General features: G+C 68.7%; 22 protein-coding genes, 2 tRNA genes and 1 pseudogene. 20 read left to right on the top strand and 5 right to left on the bottom strand.

From position 1 onward, the window contains the following. From AC07WS_RS29650 to AC07WS_RS29565, 18 genes and pseudogenes are all read left to right on the top strand, one after another. Positions 1-707 (top strand): annotated as a pseudogene (locus AC07WS_RS29650) (hypothetical protein); the annotation flags it as partial. Continuing rightward, entirely contained in the window at positions 708-1,115 is a 408-nt protein-coding gene (locus AC07WS_RS29645; RefSeq protein WP_494732521.1) for a flagellar hook assembly protein FlgD, read from the top strand. Between the two features lie 9 nt (positions 1,116-1,124). Further along, the gene (locus tag AC07WS_RS29640; protein ID WP_494732520.1) at positions 1,125-2,291 is read left to right on the top strand and encodes a flagellar hook protein FlgE; all 1,167 of its coding nucleotides are present in this window, start codon (positions 1,125-1,127) and stop codon (positions 2,289-2,291) included. After that, entirely contained in the window at positions 2,291-3,088 is a 798-nt protein-coding gene (locus AC07WS_RS29635) for a FliM/FliN family flagellar motor switch protein (RefSeq protein WP_494732519.1), read from the top strand. The genes AC07WS_RS29640 and AC07WS_RS29635 overlap by 1 nt, the downstream gene beginning before the upstream one ends. Further along, on the top strand, positions 3,078-3,413 hold the full coding sequence (locus AC07WS_RS29630) for a FliM/FliN family flagellar motor switch protein (RefSeq protein ID WP_494732518.1): 336 nt from the start codon (positions 3,078-3,080) through the stop codon (positions 3,411-3,413). The genes AC07WS_RS29635 and AC07WS_RS29630 overlap by 11 nt, the downstream gene beginning before the upstream one ends. After that, a complete protein-coding gene (locus AC07WS_RS29625; protein ID WP_494732517.1) occupies positions 3,410-3,793 on the top strand; it encodes a flagellar biosynthetic protein FliO in 384 nt (127 codons plus the stop codon). The genes AC07WS_RS29630 and AC07WS_RS29625 overlap by 4 nt, the downstream gene beginning before the upstream one ends. Continuing rightward, positions 3,790-4,569, top strand: a complete 780-nt coding sequence (fliP, locus tag AC07WS_RS29620) for a flagellar type III secretion system pore protein FliP (RefSeq protein ID WP_494732516.1) — start codon at positions 3,790-3,792, stop codon at positions 4,567-4,569. Before AC07WS_RS29625 ends, fliP begins: the two co-directional genes overlap by 4 nt. Positions 4,570-4,577: 8 nt before the next feature. Next, entirely contained in the window at positions 4,578-5,327 is a 750-nt protein-coding gene (locus AC07WS_RS29615) for a sigma-70 family RNA polymerase sigma factor (RefSeq protein WP_494732515.1), read from the top strand. A gap of 81 nt (positions 5,328-5,408) precedes the next feature. Further along, positions 5,409-5,987 (top strand): hypothetical protein, encoded by a 579-nt coding sequence (locus AC07WS_RS29610; RefSeq protein WP_494732514.1) that lies wholly within the window; start codon positions 5,409-5,411, stop codon positions 5,985-5,987. Positions 5,988-6,005: 18 nt separating this feature from the next. Continuing rightward, a complete protein-coding gene (locus AC07WS_RS29605) occupies positions 6,006-6,383 on the top strand; it encodes a hypothetical protein (RefSeq protein ID WP_494732513.1) in 378 nt (125 codons plus the stop codon). 16 nt (positions 6,384-6,399) lie between these two features. Beyond that, positions 6,400-7,545, top strand: coding sequence for a tetratricopeptide repeat protein (locus tag AC07WS_RS29600; protein WP_494732512.1), 1,146 nt, complete (start codon positions 6,400-6,402; stop codon positions 7,543-7,545). 30 nt (positions 7,546-7,575) lie between these two features. Next, positions 7,576-7,842, top strand: a complete 267-nt coding sequence (gene fliQ, locus AC07WS_RS29595; protein WP_494732511.1) for a flagellar biosynthesis protein FliQ — start codon at positions 7,576-7,578, stop codon at positions 7,840-7,842. A gap of 3 nt (positions 7,843-7,845) precedes the next feature. Further along, positions 7,846-8,610, top strand: coding sequence for a flagellar biosynthetic protein FliR (locus tag AC07WS_RS29590; RefSeq protein WP_494732510.1), 765 nt, complete (start codon positions 7,846-7,848; stop codon positions 8,608-8,610). After that, a complete protein-coding gene (locus AC07WS_RS29585; RefSeq protein WP_494732509.1) occupies positions 8,611-9,693 on the top strand; it encodes an EscU/YscU/HrcU family type III secretion system export apparatus switch protein in 1,083 nt (360 codons plus the stop codon). A 4-nt stretch (positions 9,694-9,697) separates the two neighbouring features. Continuing rightward, positions 9,698-11,746, top strand: a complete 2,049-nt coding sequence (flhA, locus tag AC07WS_RS29580; protein WP_494732508.1) for a flagellar biosynthesis protein FlhA — start codon at positions 9,698-9,700, stop codon at positions 11,744-11,746. 215 nt (positions 11,747-11,961) lie between these two features. Continuing rightward, positions 11,962-12,048 (top strand) — tRNA-Ser (locus AC07WS_RS29575). Between the two features lie 20 nt (positions 12,049-12,068). Next, positions 12,069-12,144, top strand: a tRNA-Gly gene (locus AC07WS_RS29570). A 67-nt stretch (positions 12,145-12,211) separates the two neighbouring features. Next, on the top strand, positions 12,212-12,652 hold the full coding sequence (locus tag AC07WS_RS29565) for an FKBP-type peptidyl-prolyl cis-trans isomerase (protein ID WP_494732507.1): 441 nt from the start codon (positions 12,212-12,214) through the stop codon (positions 12,650-12,652). Between the two features lie 40 nt (positions 12,653-12,692). Here AC07WS_RS29565 and AC07WS_RS29560 read toward each other — a convergent pair whose 3' ends face one another. The 5 genes from AC07WS_RS29560 to AC07WS_RS29540 form a co-directional block, all read right to left on the bottom strand. After that, a complete protein-coding gene (locus AC07WS_RS29560) occupies positions 12,693-13,445 on the bottom strand; it encodes a substrate-binding periplasmic protein (protein WP_494732506.1) in 753 nt (250 codons plus the stop codon). A gap of 44 nt (positions 13,446-13,489) precedes the next feature. Further along, positions 13,490-15,967, bottom strand: coding sequence for a transporter substrate-binding domain-containing protein (locus tag AC07WS_RS29555; RefSeq protein WP_494732505.1), 2,478 nt, complete (start codon positions 15,965-15,967; stop codon positions 13,490-13,492). Between the two features lie 23 nt (positions 15,968-15,990). Then, positions 15,991-18,528, bottom strand: a complete 2,538-nt coding sequence (locus AC07WS_RS29550) for an EAL domain-containing protein (protein ID WP_494732504.1) — start codon at positions 18,526-18,528, stop codon at positions 15,991-15,993. 109 nt (positions 18,529-18,637) lie between these two features. Beyond that, positions 18,638-19,300 carry a DUF6901 family protein gene (locus AC07WS_RS29545; RefSeq protein ID WP_494732503.1) on the bottom strand — a complete coding sequence of 221 codons (663 nt, stop codon included), beginning with the start codon at positions 19,298-19,300 and terminating at the stop codon, positions 18,638-18,640. Between the two features lie 106 nt (positions 19,301-19,406). Next, complete coding sequence (locus AC07WS_RS29540) at positions 19,407-20,297, bottom strand: LysR substrate-binding domain-containing protein (RefSeq protein ID WP_494732502.1); 891 nt, start codon at positions 20,295-20,297, stop codon at positions 19,407-19,409. Between the two features lie 101 nt (positions 20,298-20,398). On the opposite strand from AC07WS_RS29540, the gene AC07WS_RS29535 reads away from it, so the two are divergent. Both AC07WS_RS29535 and AC07WS_RS29530 read left to right on the top strand, forming a co-directional pair. Beyond that, the gene (locus tag AC07WS_RS29535) at positions 20,399-21,040 is read left to right on the top strand and encodes a hydrolase (protein WP_494732501.1); all 642 of its coding nucleotides are present in this window, start codon (positions 20,399-20,401) and stop codon (positions 21,038-21,040) included. 145 nt (positions 21,041-21,185) lie between these two features. Continuing rightward, positions 21,186-24,437 carry an EAL domain-containing protein gene (locus AC07WS_RS29530; protein WP_494732500.1) on the top strand — a complete coding sequence of 1,084 codons (3,252 nt, stop codon included), beginning with the start codon at positions 21,186-21,188 and terminating at the stop codon, positions 24,435-24,437. The last annotated feature ends 57 nt before the right edge of the window (positions 24,438-24,494 follow it).

Below are 24,494 nucleotides of genomic sequence, written 5' to 3'. Positions count from 1 at the left end.
GATCGGCGCCTGCCGCCGCCGCGGCCGGAACGGGCGCCGCCGCCCGCACAGACAGCGCCGCCAGCGCGGACGGCGCCGGCCCGGCGCACGGCGCCGCCGCCGCGCTGGCGCAAGCCGGCGCAGCGGAGGCGGTGGTCGCCGCCAGCGCGGCCGCCCGGGATGCTGGGACGCCGTCGCCGGCCGCCGTGCAAAGCCTGTACGGCGCGGCAGCGGCGGCGCTGCAACGGGGCGGGTCCGGCAGTGGCGGCGCGGCGCTGACGGTGCAGAAGACAGCCGCGGCAGCGCCGGGCTGGACGCTGGCCGGCTCCGCCGCGGCCGACCCGGCCGCGCCGCGCCCCGCCGGCGGCCGGCCCGAGCAGGCCGAGCATGCCGAGCAGGCGCCGCCGGCCGGGCGCCGCGCGCAGGCCGACGGCGAGCAATACGCCAGCCGGCTGCTGCATGTGTACCGCGACGCGGACGGCGTGCACGCCTGGCTGCGCGACGCCGAGCTCGGCACGGCGCAGGCGCGCCTGGTGGCGCAGGCCATGGCGGCCGAACTGGGCAGCGCGGGCGCGCCGCTGGCGGCGCTGACCGTCAACGGCCAGCGGCTGCCGCTGGCGCCGGGCGCCGGCCGCCCGCAACGGGACGACTACGCCGGCGACAGCGCCGCTCCGCCGCCGGCGGAGGCGCCGTCGCCATGGACTATCAACGCAAACGGAGCAGTGTAAATGGCCATCAGTTCAACCCCGGCAGTGGGCACCGGAACGCCTGCGCAATCGAGCAATATCGGCATCCAGGATTTCCTCAAGATCCTGACCTCGCAGCTGAACAACCAGGACCCGCTGAAGCCGGTCGACAACCAGGAGTTCGTGGCCCAGATCGCGCAGTTCGCGACGCTGGAGCAGAGCCGCCAGCTCAACGCCAAGATCGACGACCTGCTGACGGTGCAGTCGTCGGTGCAATCGGTGGGGCTGCTGGGCAAGACGGTCGACGTCAACCAGAACGGCTTCATCGTCTCGGGCCGGGTGACGGCGCTGGACGTGTCGCGCGGCACGCCGATGCTGACGGTGACCACCGCCACCGGCGCGTTCCAGAACAACATCAGCCCGTCGCAGCTGCTGAATATCCGTCCATAAGGAAACCCCATGTTCGACACTCTGTTTATCGGCACCTCCGGCCTGCTGAGCAATGCCAAGGGCTTGAAAATCGTCAGCAACAACCTGGCCAATGTGAACACGCCCGGTTTCAAGGGCTCGCAGCTGCAGTTTGCCGACCTGTTCGAGCAGGGCGGCGGCGTGATCGCGCACGACAGCCAGCGCGAACCGGCCGGGCAGGGCGTGGCCTCGCTGGGCGCGCGGCTCAACTTCCGTCCCGGCAGCGACCAGTCCACCGGCAACGCGCTCGACCAGAGCATCAACGGCAACGGCATGTTCACGCTGCGCCGCGACGGCGAGCTGCGCTACAGCCGCGCCGGCGATTTCCTGTTCGACGCCAAGGAGGTGCTGACCAACGGCGCCGGCGACCACGTGCAGGCGCTCGACGCCAGCGGCAAGCTGGTCGACATCACGCTTGGCGGACTGGAGCGCAGCGCCGCCAAGGCCAGCGCCACCGTCAAGTTTTCCGGCAACATCACGACGGCGGTGGCGGTGCCGCCGGTCGACACCACCGTCAACGGCGTGACCGTGATCGACGCCGCCGGCACCTCGCACACCCTGACGCTGACCATCAAGGACGCCGGCGGCGGCAGCTACACCGTCAACGCCGCCGACAGCACGGCGCCGGCGGTGGTGGTGGGCAGCGGCACCATCAAGTTCGCCGGCGGCGCGCCGGTGTCCGGCTCGGACGGCTTCAACCTGACCTATCTGCAGCAGACGGTCAAGCTGGACTTCTCCGGCACCGTGGCGCAGGGCGGCCCGTCCGGCGTGAGCTCGTCGCAGGACGGCTACGCGGCCGGCGTGCGCACCGACCAGACCATCGACAGCGACGGCACCATCAAGGTGCGCTACTCGAACGGCCAGAGCGTCAAGGGTCCGCGCCTTGCGCTGGCCCAGTTCGTCACCGAGTCCGACCTGGAGCAGGCCGGCGGCGGCGCCTTCACCAAGACCCGCGACGGCGTGGTGCGCTACGGCTACGCCGGCGTGGACGCCTTCGGCACGCTGACGGCCGGCCACCGCGAGGGATCGAACGTCGACCTGGCCGAGGAGTTCAGCAACCTGATCGTCATGCAGCGCGGCTACCAGGCCGCCTCGCACGTGATCAGCACCGCCAACGACATGATCCAGGAACTGTTCGACATGAAGGGGCACCGTTGATGCAGTGCAGTCCTTATGCGCTGATCCGGGCCGAGGTGCTGGACCAGCTGCGGCAGCAGGCCGGCCAGGCGCTGCAAACCTGGTGCGACGGCTGGGGCGTGGCGCGCGCCGACGTCGAGCTGGAGTGCCTGCGGGCCTGGGAGGGCGCGGCGCAGCTGCCGGCCGCGCCGGTCTGGCGCCAGTGCTGGCGCGCCGGCGCGCGCTCGGTGGCGCTGTGCTGGGCCGGCGAGATGCCGGCCCAGGTGCAGCGCCTGCTGTACGCGCCAGATCGCCAGTACGGCCCGGCCGGCGCCGCCGTCACGGCGGCGGCGGCCGGCGAGGCCGCGTGGCAGGACCTGCTGCAAGCGCTGGGCGCGGCGCTGAGCGGCGGCGCGCCGGCGGCGGACGCGCAGGCGCCATCCCCGGCCGACTGGCGCCACGCGTCGGGCGCGGTGCTGCTGGTGCTGCGCATCGGCCGCCACACCTGCTGCGCGCTGCTGAACCATGAAACGGTGCTGGCGCTGGCCGGGGGCGCGCCGCCGGCGCCGCTGCCGGCGCTCGACTACCCCGGCCTGCTGGCGGCGCTGCCGGTGCGCCTGCCGGTGGCGCTGGGCGCGGCCGAAGTCGACCTGGGCAGCCTGACGCGCCTGCAGGTCGGCGACGTCATCCGCCTCGACACGGCGGCCGACCGCGCGCTGCGGGTGGCCGGCCCGTCCGGCGCCCCCCTGTTTGACGGCTACCTGGGCCGCGCCGGCGAGCAGCTGGCGCTGGAACTGGCGCCCCACGATACAACCTTTGGAGTGAACTATGAGTCGTAAATCCCCCGTCGCCGATACCGCGGTGACCGAACTGGTGGCGCTGGCCGAACTGGCGCCGCCGGCGCCGGGCGGCGCCAGCCTGATGGGCGGCAACCTGCGCCTGCTCGACAGCGTGCAGGTCAAGCTGCAGGTGATGCTGGGCGAGGCCTGCAGCACCGTCGGCGAACTGCTGTCGCTGCAGGAATCGTCGCTGCTGAAGATCGACCGCAAGGCCGACTATCCGGTCGACGTCATGCTCAACGGCAGCGTGGTGGCGCGCGGCCAGCTGGTGGTGGTGGACGACAACTTCGGCGTGCGCATCACCGACGTGGCGCCGGCCGCGTGAGGCGCGCGCTTTGGGCCGGCTGGACGGCCACCGCCAGCGGCTGGGCACTGGCCGATGGCGGCGCGATTCCGTTCAAGCAGGACGGCGCCGGCGCCGCGGCCGCGCTGCCGGGCGGCGCGCTGGGCGTGCTGCTGGTGTCGGCGCTGGCCATCGTCGCCGTGTACTGGATACGCAAGCGCCTGAACCTGCCCTTGCCGGGCAAGCCGGGCGCGCGCCATGTGCGGGTGCTGCAGACCGAGCGGCTGGGGCCGCGCGCGCTGCTGTCGGTGGTCGAGTTCGAGGGCGGGCGCTATCTGATCGCGCAAGGCGAGCACGGCATCAGCTGCCTGGCGCAGGCGGCGGGCGCAGCCGCGCCGGCCGCGCCGGAGCAGGCGCCATGAGGCGGGCGTCGACCAGGCGGCTGGCGCTCGGCGGCGTGCTGCTGGCGGCGCTGCTGGCGGCCATGCCGGCCGCCCGCGCCGCCGCCGACGCGGGCGCGCTGGCGCTGCCGGGCATGCAGCTGAGCCTGGGCGCCGGCGGCAATCCGGCGGAAATCTCGTCGGCGATCAAGATCCTGCTGGGCTTGACCGTGCTGAGCCTGGCGCCGGCCATTTTGATGTCGATGACCTCGTTCGTGCGCATCGTGATCGTGCTGTCGATGCTGCGCCACGCGCTGGGCATGCAGGAAACCCCGCCCAACACCGTGGTGATCAGCCTGGCCCTGTTCCTGACCTTCTTCACCATGTCGCCGGCGTTGCAGGAAATGAACGCCAAGGCGTTCCAGCCCTATATGGCCGGCAAGATATCGACCGAAACTGCGGCCCAGCGCGCCATCGTGCCGCTGCGCGAGTTCATGGTGCGGCAGACGCGCGAGCAGGACCTGGCGCTGATGGTCGAGCTGGCCAAGGCCGAACAGCCCAAGACCATGGACGACATCAGCCTGGTGCAGCTGATCCCGGCCTTCATGCTGTCCGAGCTGCGCACGGCGTTCCAGATCGGCTTCGTGATCTTCCTGCCGTTCGTGCTGGTGGACCTGATCGTGTCGAGCGCGCTGATGGCGCTGGGCATGATGATGGTGCCGCCGGCGTCGATCTCGCTGCCGCTGAAGATCCTGATGTTCGTGCTGATCGACGGCTGGAACCTGGTGGTGCGCGCCTTGCTGGGTACGTTCGCCTGACGGCTGCCATGACGACCGGCACCGACCAGGATACCGGCGCGGCGGCGCGGCTGTGGAGCGCCTACGGCGCCAGCCGCGACGCCGGGCTGCGCGAGCAGCTGGTGTCGCTGTACCTGCCGTTTGCCCGTATCATGGCGGCCAAGATGTACGCCGCCCGCACCCACGCGAACGTGGAGTTCGACGATTACCTGCAATACGCCCGGGTCGGCCTGCTGGAATCGATCGAACGCTTCGACGCCGGGCGCGGCTACAAGTTCGAGACCTACGCGGCCAGCCGCATCAACGGCGCTATACTCAGCGGCATGGAAGCGTACAGCGAAGTGCACGAGCAGGTGGCGGCGCGGCGGCGCGCGGTGCAGGCGCGGGTGGCGGCGCTGGCGGAGCCGGAGCGGCCGCTGGAGGCGCCGGCCGACCTGTTCGGCTATCTGGCCGAGCTGGCGGTGGGCCTGGCGGTCGGCTTCGTGCTGGAACATTCCGGCATGTACCAGTCGGCGGCCCAGGAGGCGCACTACCGCGACTACACCTACGCCGGGGTGGAGTTGAAGCAGTTGCAGGAACGGATCAAGGCGCTGCTGGAGGGGCTGCCGGCCAAGCACCGGCAGGTGGTCAGCTACCACTACCTGCAGCAGCTGCCGTTCCACGAGATCGCCGAGCTGATGCAGCTGACCAGGGGGCGCATCGCGCAGCTGCACAAGCAGGCCCTGCTGAAGCTGCGCGAAGCGCTGCGCGCCACAAGCGAGCTGGACTGGAGCGGCTAGGGCGCGCCGGGGGATGGATTTTTTTTCGATGGTATTGAAAACCTGATCAACACATGATCAACACATGAACGGAAATGAAAAATGACTAATGGCACACTCGCAATGCTCGACGCCGCCGAATTGCAGCAACTGGCCTTGAACGCCAGCGCCGGCGGCGATTCCGCCAGCGCCATCGCCTATCTGAAGGCGGCGGTCGGGCGCGCCGACGCCACCGGCGTCATGCACTACCTGCTGGGCGCCGAATATGCGCAGATCAAGATGTACGAGCGCGCCATCGAGGAGATGGAAGCGGCGGTCGCGCTCGATCCGGCGCTGTCGACGGCGCGTCTGCAGCTGGGCCTGCTGTGGCTGGGCGCCAACAACGCCGGCCGCGCCGCCGAGGTGCTGGAGCCGCTGGCCGAACTGGCCGAGGACGATCCGTTGCACCAGTTCGGCGCCGGCCTGCGGCACCTGATCAAGGAGGAGCTGGCCGACGCCCTGCGCTGCCTGGCCGCCGGCGTGCAGCGCAACAGCGCCAACCCGGCGCTCAACCACGACATGCAGAGCATCATGGGCCAGATCGAACAGCTGCAGGGCGGCGCGGGCGCCGAGGCGCCGGCGGCGCCGGCCGGGGACAGCCCGCACATCCTGCTGTCGGCCTACACCGGCCAGCGCCACTGACGCCGCGGAGCGCAAGCCATGACGTCAGCGATAGCTTCGGTAGCGCAGCTGGTCCGGGTGATCCAGACCCAGTTGTCGGCGCGCGCGGCGCCGGCGGCCACCGGCAGGAAACCGGCGGCGGGCGTGCCGGCGGGCGGCGACCGCTATGCCCAGGAAAACCTGGCGTCGCTGATCGAACTGCGGGTGCGCCAGATCGCCCGCGACGACCCCAACCGCGGGCGCAAGGCGTTCCGCGTGTTTCTGGAGGCGGTGCTGCTGTCGCAGTTCGGCGAGGGACTGGTCAACGACCCGCGGTTTTTCCAGATGGTCGACGACGTCCATCTGGCCATGGAAGGCGATGCCCACTGCAGCGCGCTGGTGGCCAGGGCCATCGAACAACTGCTGGCGGAAATTTAAGAATAAAAGGAAAAAGATGAACGACCTGATGCAACAACTGGAACGCCGCGAAGGCTATCTGGCCGCCGACCCCGGCAACACGGAGCTGCTGGCCGAGGTGATCGACCTGAGCCTGGCGGCCGGCGAGGGCGAACGCGCCCGCCGCCATGCGCAGGCCGCGCTGGCGCGCTATCCGGACGACATGTTTTTCCTGGCCCGGCTGGGCAGCGCCCATCTGGCATGCCAGGCGTGGAGCGAGGCGGCCACGGTGTTCGAGGGCCTGCTGGCCCGGCACCCCGACCTGAACCTGGCCTACAACCTGGCCTACGCCTATGTCTGGCTGGGGCGCCATGCCGACGCCTATGCGGCCATGACGCCCTACCTGGAGGCCGACGCGCTGTCGCCGGCCATGGTGACGCTGCTGGTGCGCGCGCTGCACCACCTGGGCGAGGGCGAGCGCGCGATCGCGCTGGCCGAGGCCCACATGGCCGCTTGCGCGGGCGACGCCGCCTTCAACGCGGCCGCCAGCCTGGTGTGCTTCGACGCCGGCCTGCTGGAGCGCGCCGAACAACTGAGCGCGGCCGCGCTGGCGCTGGGCGCGTCCCAGCCGCGTCCGCGGGCGCCGCTGGAGGCGCTGGTCACGGCCGGCTCGCTGGCGCTGGCGCGGGTCGACAGCGACGCCGCCGCGGCCCAGTTCCAGCAGGCGCTGGCGCTCAATCCGGCCGAGGGACGCAGCTGGTCCGGACTCGGCACCGCCAGCCTGCTCAGGCGCGACCTGGCCGGCGCCCAGCAGCAGCTGGAGCAGGCGGTGCGGCACATGCCGTCCCACATCGGCAGCTGGCACCTGCTGGGCTGGAGCCGTCTGCTGGCCGGCCAGCTCGACAGCGCGCAGGCCGCCTTCCAGACCGCGCTCGACCTTGACCACAACTTCGGCGAAAGCCATGGCGGCCTGGCGGTGGTACAGGCCATGCAGGGCCGGCGCGAACTGGCCGAGGCCGGCATTGAGCGGGCGCTGAGGCTGGACGGCGACAGCCTGTCGGCGCGCTACGCGCAGATGGTGCTGGCCGGCGAAACGGCCGACCCGCAGCGCTTCAGCCGGCTGGCGATGCGCCTGCTGGCGTCGCGCCAGGGCGCCTTCGGCCAGAACCTGGCGGAGATCGCGAAGCAGCATGTGCCCGATTAAGAGCGTGGCCGTCGGCGCCGGGAGCGCCGCATGAGGCCGGACCTGGCGATGCAGCTGCTGTCCGACCTGCTGTGGAACGCGCTGCTGATCTCGGCGCCGCTGCTGGCCGCCACGCTGGTGGTCGGGCTGCTGGTGAGCGTGATCCAGGTGGTCACGCAGGTGCAGGAAGCGTCGCTGACCTTCATCCCCAAGGTGATCGCCGCCGTGGTGGTGATGGTGGTGTGCGGGCCGTGGATGCTGAAGCGGCTGGTCGGCTATGCCGCCAGCCTGATCGGCAACATCCCGACCTATTTCTGAACCATGGGCATCGCTCTCGATCCGGCCTGGCTGCTGGCCGTGTTCTACACCGCGCTGCGGCTGGGCGTGGTGCTGATGATGACGCCGATCTTTTCCAACCTGGCCGGGCTGGTGACGGTGCGCGTGCTGCTGACGCTGTCGCTGAGCGCGCTGCTGGTGTCCGGCCTGCACGCGGGCCTGCCGGCGCCGGCGCTCGAGCTCGGGCCGGTGCTGCTCAACGCGCTGGCCGAGGTGGTGACCGGCGTCACGCTGGCGTTCGGCATCTTCGCCGCGTTCGGCGCGTTCTCGGTGGCCGGCAAGATCCTCGACGTGCAGAGCGGCTTCGGCCTGGGCAATGTGTACGACCCGGTCACGCGCGCCGGCGCGCCGCTGTTCGCCACCATCTTCAACCTGGTGGCGGTGGCGGTGTTCTTCGGCATGGACGCCCACCACGCGCTGCTGCGCGGCATGGCGTTCTCGCTGCGGCAGATGGCGCCCGGCGCCGGCTTCCACGGGCTCGACCCGGAGGCGGCGATCCGCCAGTTCGGCCTGATGTTCTCGCTGGGCGTGGCGCTGATCATCCCGGTGATGCTGTGCCTGCTGCTGGCCGAGACCGGGCTGGCCGTGGTGTCGCGCGTGCTGCCGCAGATGAATGTGTTCGTGGTCGGCGTGCCGGTCAAGATCGTGGTCGGGCTGGCGGTGCTGGCCACCACCATGGGAACCCTGCAGCCGCTGATGGCGCGCGTGTATGGTTCGATTTTTATTTATTGGGAACAGGTGCTGACGTAGATGGCTGAGCAGGATGCCGACCGGTCGGAACAGGCCACGCCGCACAAGCTGGACGAGGCGCGCAAGAAGGGCTCGGTGGCCCGCAGCAACGACTTCAATGCGATGTCCATGATGGCGGCGCTGGTGGTGACCATCTATGCCGGCGGCTGGGACGCGCTGCGCCAGACCCTGGCCCTGCAGCAGAAGGTGCTGGCCGGCGCCGGTCGCCAGCAATGGAGCGTGGACGCGGTGGCGGCCTGGATGGGCCAGCTGCTGAGCGGCATGCTGCACGTGCTGGGCCCGCTGTTCCTGACGCTGGCGGTGGTGGCGGTGCTGACCAACCTGGTCCAGACCGGGCCGATCTTCAGCATGCATCCGCTCAAGCCCGACCTGGAGCGCCTGAGCCCGATGGCCGGCTTCAAGCGCATCTTCGCCATGCGCACGCTGTTCGAATCGGCCAAGAGCATCGTCAAGCTGGTCATCCTGGGTACGGTGGTGACTATGCTGGTGCGCGACACCATCCCCGGCCTGATGGGCTTGTCGGCGATGGAGCCCAAGGGCTATATGCGCATGCTGCTCGCGCTGGTGGGCTCGCTGCTGGTCAAGCTGGTGCTGACCCTGCTGTGCATCGCGCTGATCGACCTCGGCTTCACGCGCTGGGAGTTCGCCAAGCGCATGCGCATGAGCAAGCGCGACGTCAAGGACGAGTCGAAGAACCGCGAAGGCGATCCGCGCATCCGCTCGCGCATCCGCGACCTGCGCAAGGAAATGCTCAAGCGCAGCAAGTCGATGGCCAAGGTGCCCGGCGCCGACGTGCTGATCACCAATCCGACGCGGCTGGCGGTGGCGCTCAGCTACAGCCACGGCAAGTCGGGCGCGCCGCAGGTGGTGGCCAAGGGCGCCGGCGACCTGGCGCGCAAGATGCGCGAGCTGGCCGGCCGCCACCACATCCCGGTGGTGCAGAACCGGGCGCTGGCGCGGGCGCTGTTCCGCGAGGTCGATTACGACGGCTATGTGCCGGAAAAGCTGTACCCCCAGGTCGCCAAGATCATGGTGTGGGTTTATACAATGCGCGACGCCAAACGCCGCGCTTCGAAAGGGTAGTTCGATGTCGTCTCTCCGTCGCATATTCAATAACAACGCCGATCTGGTGATGGCCCTGCTGGTGGTCGGCATCCTGACGGTGCTGTTCGTGCCGATCCCGTCCGGCCTGCTGGACTTCCTGATCCTGACCAACATCAGCTTCGCGCTGCTGATCCTGCTGCTGACGTTCTACATCGGCCGCCCGGTGGAGTTCTCGACCTTCCCGTCGCTGCTGCTGATCGCCACGCTGTTCCGGCTGTCGCTCAACGTGGCGGCCACGCGGCTGATCCTGTCCGACGCCGACGCCGGCCATGTGATCGCCGCCATCGGTTCCTACGTGGTGGGCGGCAACTACGTGATCGGCATGATCGTGTTCCTGATCCTGGTGGTGGTGCAGTACGTGGTGGTGACCAGCGGCGCGCAGCGCGTGTCCGAGGTGGCGGCGCGCTTCACGCTGGACAGCATGCCGGGCCAGCAGATGAGCATCGACGCCGACCTCAACATGGGCTTCATCGACCAGGACGAGGCCAAGCGCCGCCGCAAGACGCTGGAAAAGGAAACCGGCTTCTACGGCGCGATGGACGGCGCCAGCAAGTTCGTCAAGGGCGACGCCATCGCCGGCATCGTCATCATGCTGATCAACATCATCGGCGGCCTGGTGATCGGCGTGATGCAGATGGGCATGCGCTGGGACCAGGCCCTGCAGACCTTCACGCTGCTGACCGTGGGCGACGGCATCGTCACCCAGGTGCCGGCGCTGGTGATCGCGGTCGGCACCGGCATCATCGTCACCCGTTCGGCGTCGGACGGCAACCTCAGCTCGGAGGTGCTCAAGCAGATCACCTCCTTCCCCAAGACCCTGTTCATCGTCGCGGCCGCGCTGTCGGTGATGCTGGTGCTGCCGGGCATCCCGTCGCTGCCGGTGCTGTTCCTGGTGCTGGCCTTGCTGGGCATAGGTTTCGTGGTGCTGCGCAAATCGCGCCAGGCCGCCGAGCCGGGCGCCGAGGCCGAAGCCGAGGAGGGCGAGAAGGAGGGCGACAAGGACGCCTACGACATGCTGAAGGTGGAGCCGATCGAGGTGATGGTGGGCGCCAACCTGGTGCCGCTGGTGAGCGGCGAGAAGACCGTGTTCATGGAGCGCATCGCGGCGATCCGCAAGCAGTATGCGCTGGACTCGGGCATGGTGCTGCCGCGCGTGCGCTTCCGCGACGCGCCGCAGCTGGGCGCCAACGCCTACGAGTTGCAGGTGTTCGGCGTGCCGGCCGGGAAGGGCGAGATCATGATCGACCGCACCATGGCCATCCATGCCGGCGGCGACCAGCGGCAGATCAAGGGCATCGCCACGCGCGAGCCGACCTACGGCCTGCCGGCGATCTGGATCGAGGAGTCCGAACGCGAGATCGCCCGCGCCGCGCGCTACACGCTGGTCGACGCGTCGACCGTGTTCATCACCCACCTGAGCGAGGTGCTCAAGCAGCAGTCGGCCCAGCTGCTCACGCGCACCGAGACCGACCGTCTGCTGCAACGCATACGCCAGCAGCAGCCGGGGTTGGTCGAGGAGCTGATCCCGACCATCCTGTCGGTCAGCGACGTGCAGAAGGTGCTGCAGAACCTGTTGCGCGAGAAGGTGTCGATCCGCAATCTGGAGGTGATCCTGGAATCGCTGGTGGACATGGCGCGCAACAGCAAGGACCTGGGCTATTTGACCGAGGTGGTGCGGCAGAAGCTGGGCGCGGCGATCTGCCAGGCGTTGCTGGGCGAGATGACGTCGCTGAACGTGCTGACGCTGGACCCGGCGATCGAGCAGGTGCTGCTGCAGAGCATACGCAGCGTCGAGAGCGGCAGCAGCATGGCGATCGAGCCGAAGTACGCGGAACAGTTGCAGGCGAAGCTGGCGGCGGAATCGGATCGCATGATGAAGGCCAATATGCTGCCGGTGTTGCTGTGTTCCCCCGACCTGCGCCGCCACGTGCGGGCGCTGTCCGAGCGGATGATCCCGCACATGCGGATATTGTCGATGGCGGAGATACCGAATTCGGTGAGTTTGAAGTCGTATGGGACGGTGAGTGTGTAGGGTGGTTCAGGTCTCGCGGTGAATTAATTCCGCTTGATTGCGCGAGGATAAACGACATCAAATTGATGGTGTTGCCGATGGCCTGCGCTGGTCCGCGACGCGGCCTCCGCTATGCAGTTTAGGTGGCGCCGGCACGCCGCTTACCAGTTCAGAAGTTTTCGTCGTTTTTGATTCCTTATAAGAATTCGGAGCGGTTTTCCACCAATGTGGCAGCTGGAGAGGTAAAATGCCAAGCCCTTGATTTGTCAGGCGGCGAACGGCCTGCAAAGCCGTCCGGGCCGGTTCGACTCCGCTCCTCGCCGCCCGACAATCTGAACTCCACGCGGGAGTAGCTCAGTTGGTAGAGCGCAACCTTGCCAAGGTTGAGGTCGAGAGTTCGAGACTCTTCTCCCGCTCCAGTATGTAGAAGGGCAGCCGATGTGGCTGCCCTTTTTGCTTGGTCGCCGCCGTCCACGAAAGAACACGATGAAACAATTGCTCTCCTCCTGCGTTATTGGCCTCACCCTGAGCCTGGCGGTGGCCGGCTGCGACCGCGCCAAGCCGCCGCTGCCTGCCGCCGCCAGCGCCGCGCCCCTGCAAAAGATCGACACCGTGGCCGGCAGCGGCAAGGAAGCGGTGGCCGGCGCGACCGCCGTGGTCCACTACACCGGCTGGCTGTACGAACCGAACGCGCCCCTGCAGCACGGCGCGCAGTTCGATTCCTCGGTGGGGCGCGATCCCTTCAGCTTCCCGCTGGGCGCCGGCCGGGTCATCCCCGGCTGGGACGAAGGCGTGCAGGGCATGAAGGTCGGCGGCAAGCGCACGCTGATCGTGCCGGCCAGCATGGGCTACGGCGAAAACGGCGCGGGCCCGATCCCGCCCAACGCCAACCTGATCTTCGACGTCGAACTGCTCGAGGTGCGCTGAGCCGTTGCGGCCATCGCCTGCCGCTGCGGCAGGCCGGCCGTCATGGCGGGAGCGCGGGGCCGCCGTCCTCGCCGAGCGCCCGGGCGATGTGGCGGCCGATGGCGCCGCTGGCCTTCATCCTGGCCAGGATCTCCGCCAGGCGCGGCACCAGCGCCGCATGCCGCTTGTGCAGATAGATGTAGACCGGCGTGTCCTGCACCAGGCCGGCGTTGTACACCATGCCGTAGCGGTTCTGCAGTCTGTCCAGTTGCAGCTGGCCATATTCCTCCAGGTCGACAAAGACGTCCGTGCGGCCGAGGGCGACGTTCTGCAGGCCGGTCTGGCTGTCCACCACCGACGAGATCTGCGCCAGCGGCAATATCTGCTCCAGCCGAGTCTTGAAGGTGGCATAGCCGCTGCGGTACTGCACCCGGTACGGGCTGCCTTTCAGGCTATCCCAGCCGCTGATCTTCAGGCCCGGAATCCGGGTGAACGCCGTCACGCGCAGGGAGACCAGGGAGACGTCCACGCGGATCAGGTTCGGATGGTTGTCGCCGTAGGTATAGGCGCGCCCGACCTCGCCGTCGATCTTGCCGGACTCGGCCTCGATGGCGCCGCGCAGCGGCGGATAGAGGCGTACCTCGGCGCGCATGCTCAATTGCCGGAAGGCGTCCGAGCAGATCAGCGCCAGCACCCGCGGCGCGTAGCTGGTCTCCTTCGGGTAGGGATGGGCCAGCAATATTGTTTGGCCCGCACTGGCCACGCTCGCTTGCAGCAGGCCGAGGCACAACATCGATATGGCGAGAGTTCTCACGGTCGATCCTGTCGCGGGACATGGAATGGGAGACTACCATCATTTTACTCTCTGGCCGGTTGCCAAGGCGTCTTATGCGCGTCGACCTGGCGCTGGATGGCTTCCAGGTAGGCCGGAAGCCGGGCGGCCAGCTCGCGCGCCTGCCGCAGGCTGCCGTCCGCGCGCGCGGCTTCCAGCGAACGGCCCAGCTCGGCCAAGCCCCTGGCGCCGGCCGCGCTGGCCGTGGATTTGATACGGTGGCCCAACGCGCCGACCCCGGCGCTGTTCTGCTGCGCGATGGCGACGTTGAGCTCCGCCATGGACTGCTCCAGCGAGTCCATGAAGACGTCGATGTAGCGCTCCAGCCGTTCCGGGTTGCCGACGCTGAGGCCGGCCAAGACCGACAGGTCGAAATCCTCCGGCCCCAACTGCGGTGCCGGCTGGGGCGCGGGTTCCGGCGGCCGCGCCGCCAGGCCGGGGCCGGCCTCGGGCCGGCCTGCCCACTTCAGCAGCACGTCGAACAACAGGGTGGCGTCGATCGGCTTGCTGACCACGTCGTTCATGCCTGCCGCGATATATTGCCGGCGCTCCTCGCTGCGCGCGTTGGCGGTGAGGGCGATCACCGGCAGCGCGCGCAGGGCCGGATCTGCCCGGATATGCCCGACCGCCTCCAGACCGTCCATTTCCGGCATCTGGATGTCCATCAGCACGCAATCGAAAGCCTGCTGGCGCAACAGGTCCAGCGCTTCGGCGCCGTGCTCGGCAACCGCGACCTGGGCCCCGGCGTCGGCCAGCAGGTCGTGCGCGACTTGCTGGTTGAGCAAATTATCCTCGGTCAGCAAGATGCGCATCCCGCGCAGGCAGGCGAGGTGCCGCGGCGCCTGCGCCAGGTCGTTGCCGAGCGGTGCGCGGCCAAAGGCGAAGCGTATTTCACACCAGAAGGTGCTGCCCTGGCCTGGCTGGCTATGCATGCCGACCGCGCCGCCCATCAGCGTCACCAATTGCTTGCTGATGATGAGCCCCAGGCCGGTGCCGCCGTAGCGGCGCGTGGTGGTGGTGTCGGCCTGCTGGAACGGCTGGAACAGTTTTTCCTGTTCGGCGCCGCCGATGCCCGGTCCCTGGTCGCGCACCTCGACGCGCACCAGGCTGTGGTTGCCGTCGGCGCCGGCCTCGGTGGCGCTGATCGCGATCTCGCCGCTGGAGGAGAATTTCACCGCGTTGTTGGCGAAGTTCAGCAACACCTGGGTCAGGCGCAGCGGGTCGCCGCGCAGATAGCGCGGCAGCTTCGGATCGATTTCCAGCCGTATCCGCAAGCTCTTCTCCAGCGCCCGGAACAAGACCTGGTCGTAGACGTTTTGCAGCACGCCCTTCAGGTCGAAGTCGACGGTCTCGATCTCCAGCTTGCCCGCCTCGATCTTGGAAAAGTCGAGGATGTCGTTGATGACGCCCAGCAGATGCTTGCTGGCCACGTTGATCTTGTCCAGATAGTCGCGCTGCTTTGGCTTGAGCTCGGTCTTGAGCGTCAGGTACAGCAGTCCGATGACGGCGTTCATCGGCGTGCGGATCTCGTGGCTCATATTGGCCAGGAAATTGCTCTTGGCCTGGCTCGACGAGACGGCCAGGTCCTTGGCCGCCTCCAGCTCGACGGTGCGCAGCGCCACCCGCTGCTCCAGCGTTTCGTTCGCCTGGCGCAGCATGTTCTCGACCCGGCGCCGGTGCGCCAGGTAGCCGGTCAGCAGCAGCAGCACGACCAGGCCCGGCATCAGGTAGGGCAGCACGTCGCGCAGCGACACCTTGCGCTCCTCATAGATGCCGAACCACTTGTCGTGGATCTGGTCGTAGGTGCCGTTCAGTTTAACGAGGGACATGCCTTCGTTGATGCTGGCGAGCAGATCGGCATTGCCTTTCTGGACCGCGAAGGAAAACTTCTGGGCAAACCCCAGCCTGAGGTCGAGCGCCCTGACGTTGCGGATACCGCCGGCCTGCAGCGTCTGCAAGCCCACCAGTTTGCTGATCAGCACGGCATCGTGCCGGCCCGAGGCGAGCAGCGCGAAGCAGTCCGCCGCGGTGGGTTCGACCACCAGCTGGCGTTGCCAACCCTGGGCCAGCGCGTAGTCATGCGCGAGATCGGCTTTGAGGACGATGATGGCCTTGCCGCGCAGGTCGGCGACGGTATTGATGGCGCTGCCGTCCTTGCGCACGAACACGGCGCCGTTGACGGTCACGTGCGGCACGGTGAAATCGGCGAACTGGCGCCGCGCGTCCGACTGCGCGAGGTTGATCAGGACGTCGATCCTGCCGTCCTTGAATTCCTGCAGAATCTGATTGAACGGGGCCACGCGCAGGGTGTAGGCCAGCCCCCGCTCCCTGGCCACCGCCCGCCACAACTCCACCGTGAAGCCGCCCGCCGTGGCGCTGCTGGTGCCGGTCGAGAAGGGCGGGAATTCCTGCTCGCTGCCCACCACCAGCGGGCGCTCCTGGGCCGGCGCGCCGCCCGCCGCCAGTAGCAGTGCCAGCAGCCACGCCTGCGCCCATGCCCTCATGCCGCTCTCCTGTTTGATCAGCGCTAGGCCGGCTGCCCGGCCCCCGGCGCGGATTGCCCGTCCGGCTCGCCGTGCAGCCGCCAATGGTAGTCGAACGCTTCCCGGACCTGGTCGCGCAGTTGCTGGTCGTCCCAGGGCTTGGTGAAGAAACGATAGACGGCGCCGCGGTTGATGGCGTCGATCACCGACTCCAGTTCGGTATAGCCGGAGAGAATGATGCGTATCGTGTCGGGATACAGCTCCCTGACCTTGGACAGGAAGGTGGTCCCGGACATATTGGGCATGCGCTGATCGCTGAGGATCACCTGGACCGGGTGCATGGCCAGCAGCTCGAAGGCTTCCAGCGCCGAGGTGGTGTGCAGGACCTGGTAGTGCTCGTTGCGGAACACGCGCCTGAGCGCGCTCAGCATGTGCGGCTCGTCGTCCAGCAGCAGGATGGTGCGCTGCGGCTCGGGGGCCAGCGGCAGCATGGGGCGCTCGCGCTGCGCGTGCAGCAGCGCCGTCAGCGCCGCGGCCGGCACCGGCTTGCTGAAGTAATAGCCCTGCACCTCGTCGCATTTGATCGCGCGCAGGAAGCCGAGCTGCCCCGGCGTTTCCACGCCTTCGGCCACCGTCTTCATCTTCAGCGACTTGGCCATCAGCACGATGGTCCTGGTCAGCGAGGCGTCGTTGGGATCGGTCGTGATGTTGCTGATAAAGCTGCGGTCGATCTTGATGACGTCGATGGGGAAGCGCTTCAGGTAGGCCAGGCTGGAGTAGCCGGTGCCGAAGTCGTCGAGCGAGAGCGCGACGCCGACCGCCTTGATGCCGCGCAGCGCCGCCAGCATGCTGTCGCTGTCGCTCATCAGCATGCTCTCGGTCAGCTCCAGTTCCAGGTGGCGCGGCGCGAGGCCGGTCTCGGCCAGGATCTGCGCCGTCAGCTCGGCCACGTTCTGCTGCGCGAACTGGTTGGCCGACAGGTTGACCGCGACCGTCAGGTCGTCAAAGCCCAGGTCGTGCCACTGCCTGGCCTGGCGGCAGGCGGTGCGCAAGACCCAGGTGCCGATCGGGCCGATCAGGCCGGATTGCTCGGCCAGCGGGATGAAGGTGCCGGGCTGGACGACGCCGTGCCCGGGCTGGTTCCAGCGCACCAGCGCCTCCACGCCGCTGCACCGGCCGCTGCGCAGGTTGACCTTGGGCTGGTAGTAGACTTCGAACTGCTGTTGTTCCAGCGCCACCCGCAACGCGTTCTCCATCTCGACATAGTGCTCGATGCGGCGGCCCATTTCCTGCGCATAGAATTTAAAACAGTTGCGGCCGCCGCCCTTGGCCTCGTACATGGCCACGTCGGCGTTCTTGAGCACGCCGTCGACGTCGTCGCCGTCGTCGGGCGACAGGCAGACGCCGATGCTGGCCGTCACGTGCAGCGTGCGCGCATCGATCAGGAAGGGGGCGGCGAACAGGTCCAGCACCCGCTGCGCCGAGCGCAGCACATCGCGGTTGTCGCCCTGCTCCGGAATGATCAGCACGAACTGGTCGCCGCCGAAGCGCGCGACGGTGTCCGATTCGCGCAGCGCCGCCTTGACGCGCGCGGCCACCGCCTGCAGCAGGCCATCGCCGACGGCGTGGCCGTAGCTGTCGTTGACCAGCTTGAAGGCGTCGAGGTTGAGGCACAGCACCAGCACCCGCTGGCCGTTGCGGCGGGCCTGCAGCAGCGCCTGGCGCAGGCGGTCCTGCAGCAGATTGCGGTTGGGCAGGTCGGTCAGCTCGTCGTAGTTGGCCAGGTAGTGGATGCGCTGCTCGGCCTGCTTGCGCTGGGTGATGTCCTGCCAGGTGCCGCTCATCGACAGCGCCTTGCCGTCCGGGCCGAACACCACGTCGGCCTTGCCGTGCACGATGCGCAGCGTGCCGTCGGGCCGCAGCAGGCGATGCTCCAGCTCGTACGCGGGCCCGTGGTCGAGCGCATCGCGCATGGCGCGCTCCACCTGCGGCCGGTCGGCCGGATGCACCGGCGCCAGGAAGTCGCGGCAGCTGGCGCCGAAGGCGGCGGGCGGCACGTCGCAGATGCGGTACATCTCGGCCGACCAGGTCACGAGGTCGGGGCCGATGCTCCATTCCCAGCTGCCGACCGACGAGATCCTTTGCGCGTTGGCCAGTTGCACGTCGCTCTTTTGCACCGCGCGGAACGAGGCGGCGGCCTTGAGGATGAAGCGCACCCGGTACTGCAGCAATTGCCAGTTGATCGGCTTGCCGATGAAATCGGTGGCGCCGGCCTCGTACGCCTGCGTGACCGAGTCGGCGTTCTCCAGCGCGGTCAGCATGACGATGGGGCAGAATTCCATATTGGGCAGCTGGCGCGCCTGGCGGCAGGCGTCGAAGCCATTGGTGCCGGGCATGAGCACGTCCAGCAGGATGATGTCGGGGGCGTGGACGCCGATCGCGGCCAGCCCGGCGTCGGCGTCGGCCGCCTCGACCACCTGCAGGCCGATTTTCTCCATGCTGTCGCGCGCCAGAAGGCGGATGAAGGGATCGTCGTCGACGACCAGGACAAGTGCCGCATGTGCCAAGCGTTCAAGCTTCATCCAGCTCGCCTCCGTCTGAAAAGATGGCCCGATGCGCCGACCTTGCGTCGAGTCTATCAGTACAGGCGCGGCGAAAATACACGCATTGTCACCCGCCGGGGCGCGCGCGTCAGGCCGCGAAGGCGGCCCGGATGTCGTCCAGCTTGTCGTCGATGGAATAGGGCAGGGCCTTGGCCAGCAGGTCGAGGATGATCAGGCCGTTGATGGCGCCGTCCTCGTCCACCGCCTGCCGCAGGCGCCTGGCCATGGCGGCGTTGACCCCTTGCAGCGCCTGATAGCGCGCCTTCAAGCCATGCAGCTCCCAGTCCGGCACGCCGCCCTGGCGGGACAGGAAGTACTGCGCCAGCAAATAGGTGGAGGCCGCGCGGTAGATGGTCTCCTCCTCGGTGGCGAAGGGCAGGTGGAAATGCGCCATGGGCCGCAAAAAGTCGACGCGCGGGCAGGCGCTGCTGGCGGCCAGCAGCCCCATCAAGGCGCCCACGCCGCGCTGCACGGTGGTGCACTTGCTGACGCTGCGTTCGGCCATGTCCACCCGCACCTCGACCTGCTCGTAGGAGCGCAGCTTGCCCATGATGGCGACCAGCGGCACGAAGCGCACGGCCATCGGACAGTGGGGCGAACTGGCGGGCTGCAGCGGACAATTGGCGCATTGCTGGCAGCTCAGCGCGGTCCAGTCCGGCAACTCGGCCGGCGCCGGCGCGTCGTCGGCCGCGACCGCGCAGCTGGCGGTGTGGCCGTCGGCGAAGCGAAAGTGATAATGCACGTTCTGCATGGACCAGGTTCCTTGAGTGACGGTCACGGTACCGGCCGGCTGCCCGCGGCCATGGCGGCCAGTCTAGCCCCATTGCCACGCGATGACAATCACGCCGGCGCCACGCTCATTCTTTCTGGATGTGCTCGGCGAGGAAATCGATCAGCAGCCGTATGCCGGGCAGCAGGCCGCGGCGCGACGGGAACACCGCATGGATGATGCCGCCCCTGGGCGCCCAGCCCGGCAGCGCGTCGGCCAGCGCGCCCCGCCGCAGGTCTTCCTCGACCACCATGTGCGGCAGTTGCACGATGCCGGTGCCGCGCAGCGCCGCCTGGCGCAGCGCCGTCATGTCGTCGGTGATGTAGCGCGGCTGGTGGCGCACCTGCGCCTGCGCGCCGTCGGGGCCGTCCAGCTGCCACGCGTGCTCGCGCACCGGCCCCCAGTCCAGGCTGGGCAGGCCGGCCAGGTCGGACGGCCGCAGCGGCGCGGCGTGCCGCGCCAGCAGGGCGGGGCTGGCCACCAGCCGCTGCGGGCTGGCCGACAGCACCCGCATCACCAGGTCGATGTTCTCCAGCGGCGGAAAGCGCACCCGCAAGGCCAGGTCCAGGCCCTCGCCGAGCACGTCGACGCGGCGGTTGGTGGCGTCCAGCTGCACCTGCACCTTGGGATACGCGGCCATGAAGCGCGCCAGCAGGTCGCCGATCCGGTAGTCCAGCAGGGCGGTGGGACAGCTCATGCGGATGATGCCCTGCGGCTCGGCGTGCTCGCGCTGCATCACCTCGCGCGCCGCCTCGGCCTGCACCAGCACGCCGATGCAGCGCTCGTAAAACTCCCGGCCCAGCGCGGTGACGGAAAAGTGGCGGGTGGTGCGCTGCAGCAGGCGCACGTCGTGCGCCGCCTCCAGCGCCGCGATGCGGCGGCTCAGCTTGGACTTGGGCATGTTCAGCGCGCGCCCGGCCTGGGTGAAGCCGCCGTGCTCGACCACCTTCACGAAGTAGTAAATATCGTTTAAATCCATCGTTGTTTCAAATAAGGAACACTGACGGCATTTTATGTCACTTTCGCTAACTTTACGGCGGCCCTATCATCGCTGCGTTTTCAACCACCCAAGGACTTACCATGACCAGCGAAACCATCCGCAACCCCGCCGGCGACCATCTGCTCACGCCGCAGAACAGCGCCCTGATCGTCATCGACTATCAGCCGGTGCAGGTGAACTCGATCGCCTCGATGGACCGGCAGCTGCTGATCAACCACATCGTCGGCGTGTCCAAGGCCGCCGTGGCCTATGGCCTGCCCATCGTGCACTCGACCGTGAACGTCAAGACCGGCCTGAACCAGCCGCCCATCCCGCAGCTGCGCAAGGTGCTGGACGCCTACCCGACCGTCGACCGCACCACCATCAATTCGTGGGAAGACATCGAGTTCCGCCAGGCGGTGGCGGCGACCGGCCGCAAAAAGCTGATCATGACCGCGCTGTGGACCGAGGCCTGCCTGACCTTCCCGGCGCTGGACGCCCTGGCGGCCGGCTATGAGGTCTACGTGGTGGCCGACGCGGTCGGCGGCACCTCGGTGGCCGCGCACGAGATGGCGCTGCGCCGCATCGAGCAGGCCGGCGGCAAGATGATCAGCACGGTGCAGCTGTTCTGCGAGCTGCAGCGCGACTGGCGCCGCACCGACACCGTGCCGGCCTTCATCGACCTGTTCGTGTCGACCGGCGGCACGGCCGGCATCCAGTTCGCGTACGACCGCGCGCAGTAGGTGCGCCGCGCCACGGACGGCCGTTACGGAACGCTGCGCATTGTTTGCTTCTGTTAAGATGAAAACACAGTGTTCCCAACGCGCCGTGGCGCCACTCTGTCCTATGCAAATCGATCCAAGCCCAGCCTTGATAGCGGATCAGCCGATGCCCCAGGCCAGCGACGGGCGCTCGGGCGTCAGCGGCGCCGATCCGCAGACGCAGTACGACCACTGCCCTTACTTCGTGTTCACGGTCGGCATGGACGGCCGGGTGGCGGCGCTCAATCTGTACGGCCGGCAGCGCCTGGGGGCCTACCGCCTGGGCGAGCCGGTGGCGCGGCTGTACACCGACTGGGCGGCGCAGGTGCTGCAGGACGCGGCGCTGGTGGCCGCGCGCCAGAGCGGCTGGTGGCACGGCGAGCTCGAACTGCTGGGCGCCGACGGCGCCTTCCATCCGGTGACGCAAACGATCGAGTTGCAGCCCGCGAGCGAGCAGCGGCCGGCGCGCTATCTGTGCCTGGCCTACGACCTCAACGACTACGACGTGTACGAATCGCTGCTGCGCTTCAAGCGCCTGTTCGAGCACCATCCGCAGCCGATGTGGATCTACGACCTGCAAACGCTGCGCTTCCTGATGGTCAACGCCGCCGCCGTGTCGCATTACGGCTACACCGAGGCCGAGTTCCTGCAGATGACGATCAAGGACATCCGCCCGTCCGAAGCGCTGGCCGCGCTGGAGCGCAACCTGGCGGCGGCGCCGGCCAGGGGCCCCGAGCGGGCCGGCGTGTGGACCCACGTCCGGCGCGACGGCGTCCGCCTCGACGTGCAGATTTCCTCGCACTCGCTGACCATCGCCGGGCGGCCGGCGCGCTTCGTGACGGCGCACGACGTGACCGAGCAGCTGCGCATGGAGGCCGAGCTGTACGCCTCGCGCGAACTGAAGCAGCTGGTGATCGACCACATTCCCCATCAAATTTTCTGGAAGGACCTGGACGGCAGGTATTGCGGCTGCAACACCGTGTTCGCCAGCGCGGCCGGGCTGCGGACGGTGGACGAGGTGGTCGGCAAGACCGACCACGACTTCCCCTGGCGGCACAACGCCGACAGCATCCGCGCCGACGACCGCGCCATCGCCGCCACCGGCCAGCCCCGCCTCAACGCCGAAGACCAGCTGCTGCGCGAGGACGGCCGCGTGCACTGGTACCTGATCAACAAGCTGCCGTTCTACGACCAGCACGGCAACATCATCGGCGTGGTGGGGACCATCGAGGACATCACCGGGCGCAGGCAGGCCGAGCAGACCTTGCGCCTGCGCGGGCGCGCGCTCGAGGCCAGCGACAACGCGGTGGTGATCACCGCGCACGGCCCCGGCGGCGACCTGATCGAGTACACCAACCCGGCCTTCACGCGCCTGTTCGGCTACACCGAGGCCGAGGCGGCGGGGCGGCAGCTGGACATGCTGCTGGAGCAGGAGGACGGCGACCGCGACGCGCTGCGCGACGCCCTGGGCGGCGTGCACGAGCTGACCATCACGCTGCGCATCGCCCACCGCGACCACTACCTGATGTGGGCCCGCCTGCACGTGGCGCCGGTGCGCAGCGGCGACGGCGCGCCCAGCCACCACGTGTGCGTGCTGACCGACATGACCGAGTCGATCACCTACCAGCAGCAGCTGGAACACCAGGCCAACCACGACCCGCTGACCGGCCTGCCGAACCGGGCGCTGCTCGGCGACCGCATGGCGCAGGCCATCGGCTACGCCGAGCGCTACGGCCATCCGCTGTGGGTGGTGTTCATCGACCTGGACAACTTCAAGCTGGTCAACGACAGCCTGGGCCACCTGGCCGGCGACGAACTGCTGCGCGCGGTCGGCGACCGCCTGCGCGCCTGCGTGGCCGACAGCGACACCGTGGCCCGGCTCGGCGGCGACGAGTTCCTGCTGCTGCTGTCGGACACGCCCGAGTCGCCGGCCTCGGCCGTGCTGCACCAGGTGCTGGCCACGGTGGCCGCGCCGCTGACCATTGCCGGCCACCTGCTGACGGTCACCTGCAGCATGGGCGTGAGCGTCTACCCGACCGACGGCGGCGAAGCGCAGCAGCTGCTCAAGCACGCCGACATCGCCATGTACCGCTCCAAGGAGGGCGGGCGCAACCAGCTGCAGTTCTACGAGGCGGCCATGCACAACCGCATCACCGAGCGCACCATGATCGAGGCCGAGCTGCGCCACGCGCTGGCGCGCGACCAGCTGCGCCTGCACTACCAGCCCAAGGTCGACCTGCGCACCGGCGCCGTGGTCGGCATGGAGGCGCTGCTGCGCTGGCAGCATCCGACGCTGGGCATGGTGTCGCCGGCGCGCTTCGTCGGCGTGGCCGAGGAGACCGGGCTGATCGTCGAGATCGGCCGCTGGGTGACGCGCACCGCCTGCCGGCAGAACGCGCAGTGGCAGCGGGACGGCCTGGCGCCGCTGCGGGTGGCGGTCAATGTGTCGGCGCGCCAGTTCCGCGACCCCGGCCTGGGCCGGGAGGTGCGGGCCGCGCTGGCCGACAGCGGCCTGGACGCGCGCTACCTGGAGCTGGAACTGACCGAGAGCCTGGTGATGCACAACGTCGACGGCGCGGTGGCGGTGGTCAGGGAGCTCAAGCAGATGGGCATCGCGCTGTCGATCGACGATTTCGGCACCGGCTATTCCAGCCTGGCCTACCTCAAGCTGTTCCCGGTCGACTACCTGAAGATCGACCAGTCCTTCGTGCGCGAGATGCTGAGCGAGCCCAAGGTGGCGGCCATCGTGCGCTCGGTCATCGCGCTGGGCCAGTCGCTGGGCTTCAAGGTCATCGCCGAGGGCGTGGAGACCGAGGCGCAGCTGGCCTACCTGCGGCGCCACCAGTGCGACGACATGCAGGGCTACCTGTTCAGCAAGCCGCTGCCGGCGGACGACTTCGGCGCGCTGCTGCGCTCGGAGCGCGGCCTGCCGCCGGCGCCCGGCGCGGCGGCCGGCGAGCAGCAGACCCTGCTGCTGGTGGACGACGAGCCCAGCATCCGCGCCGCGCTGACCCGCCTGCTGCGGCCGGACGGCTACCGCATCCTGCGCGCCAACAGCGCCGAGGAGGGCTTCGACCTGCTGGCCAGCCACCCGGTGCAGGTGGTGCTCAGCGACCAGCGCATGCCGGGCATGAACGGCACCGAATTCCTCAGCCGCGTGAAGGACATGTATCCCGAGACGATACGCATCATCCTGTCCGGCTACACCGAGCTGGAGGCGGTGCTCAGCGCCATCAACCGCGGCGAGATCTACCGCTTCTACACCAAGCCCTGGGACGACCTGGTGCTGCGCGAGAATATTCGGGATGCCTTCCGGTATCAAAAAATGATGTTCGGCAAATCGCCGGCGCGGCCGCCGGATGAGCGGCCGGACGGATAGTATTGGTGAGTTTTTCGCCCGGTAAACTAGGCATAATTGTTGGAGCCAACATTGGTA

The organism is Duganella sp. GW821-FHT01E12, from assembly GCF_059422325.1.
This window is presented reverse-complemented; position numbering and strand designations above follow the sequence as displayed.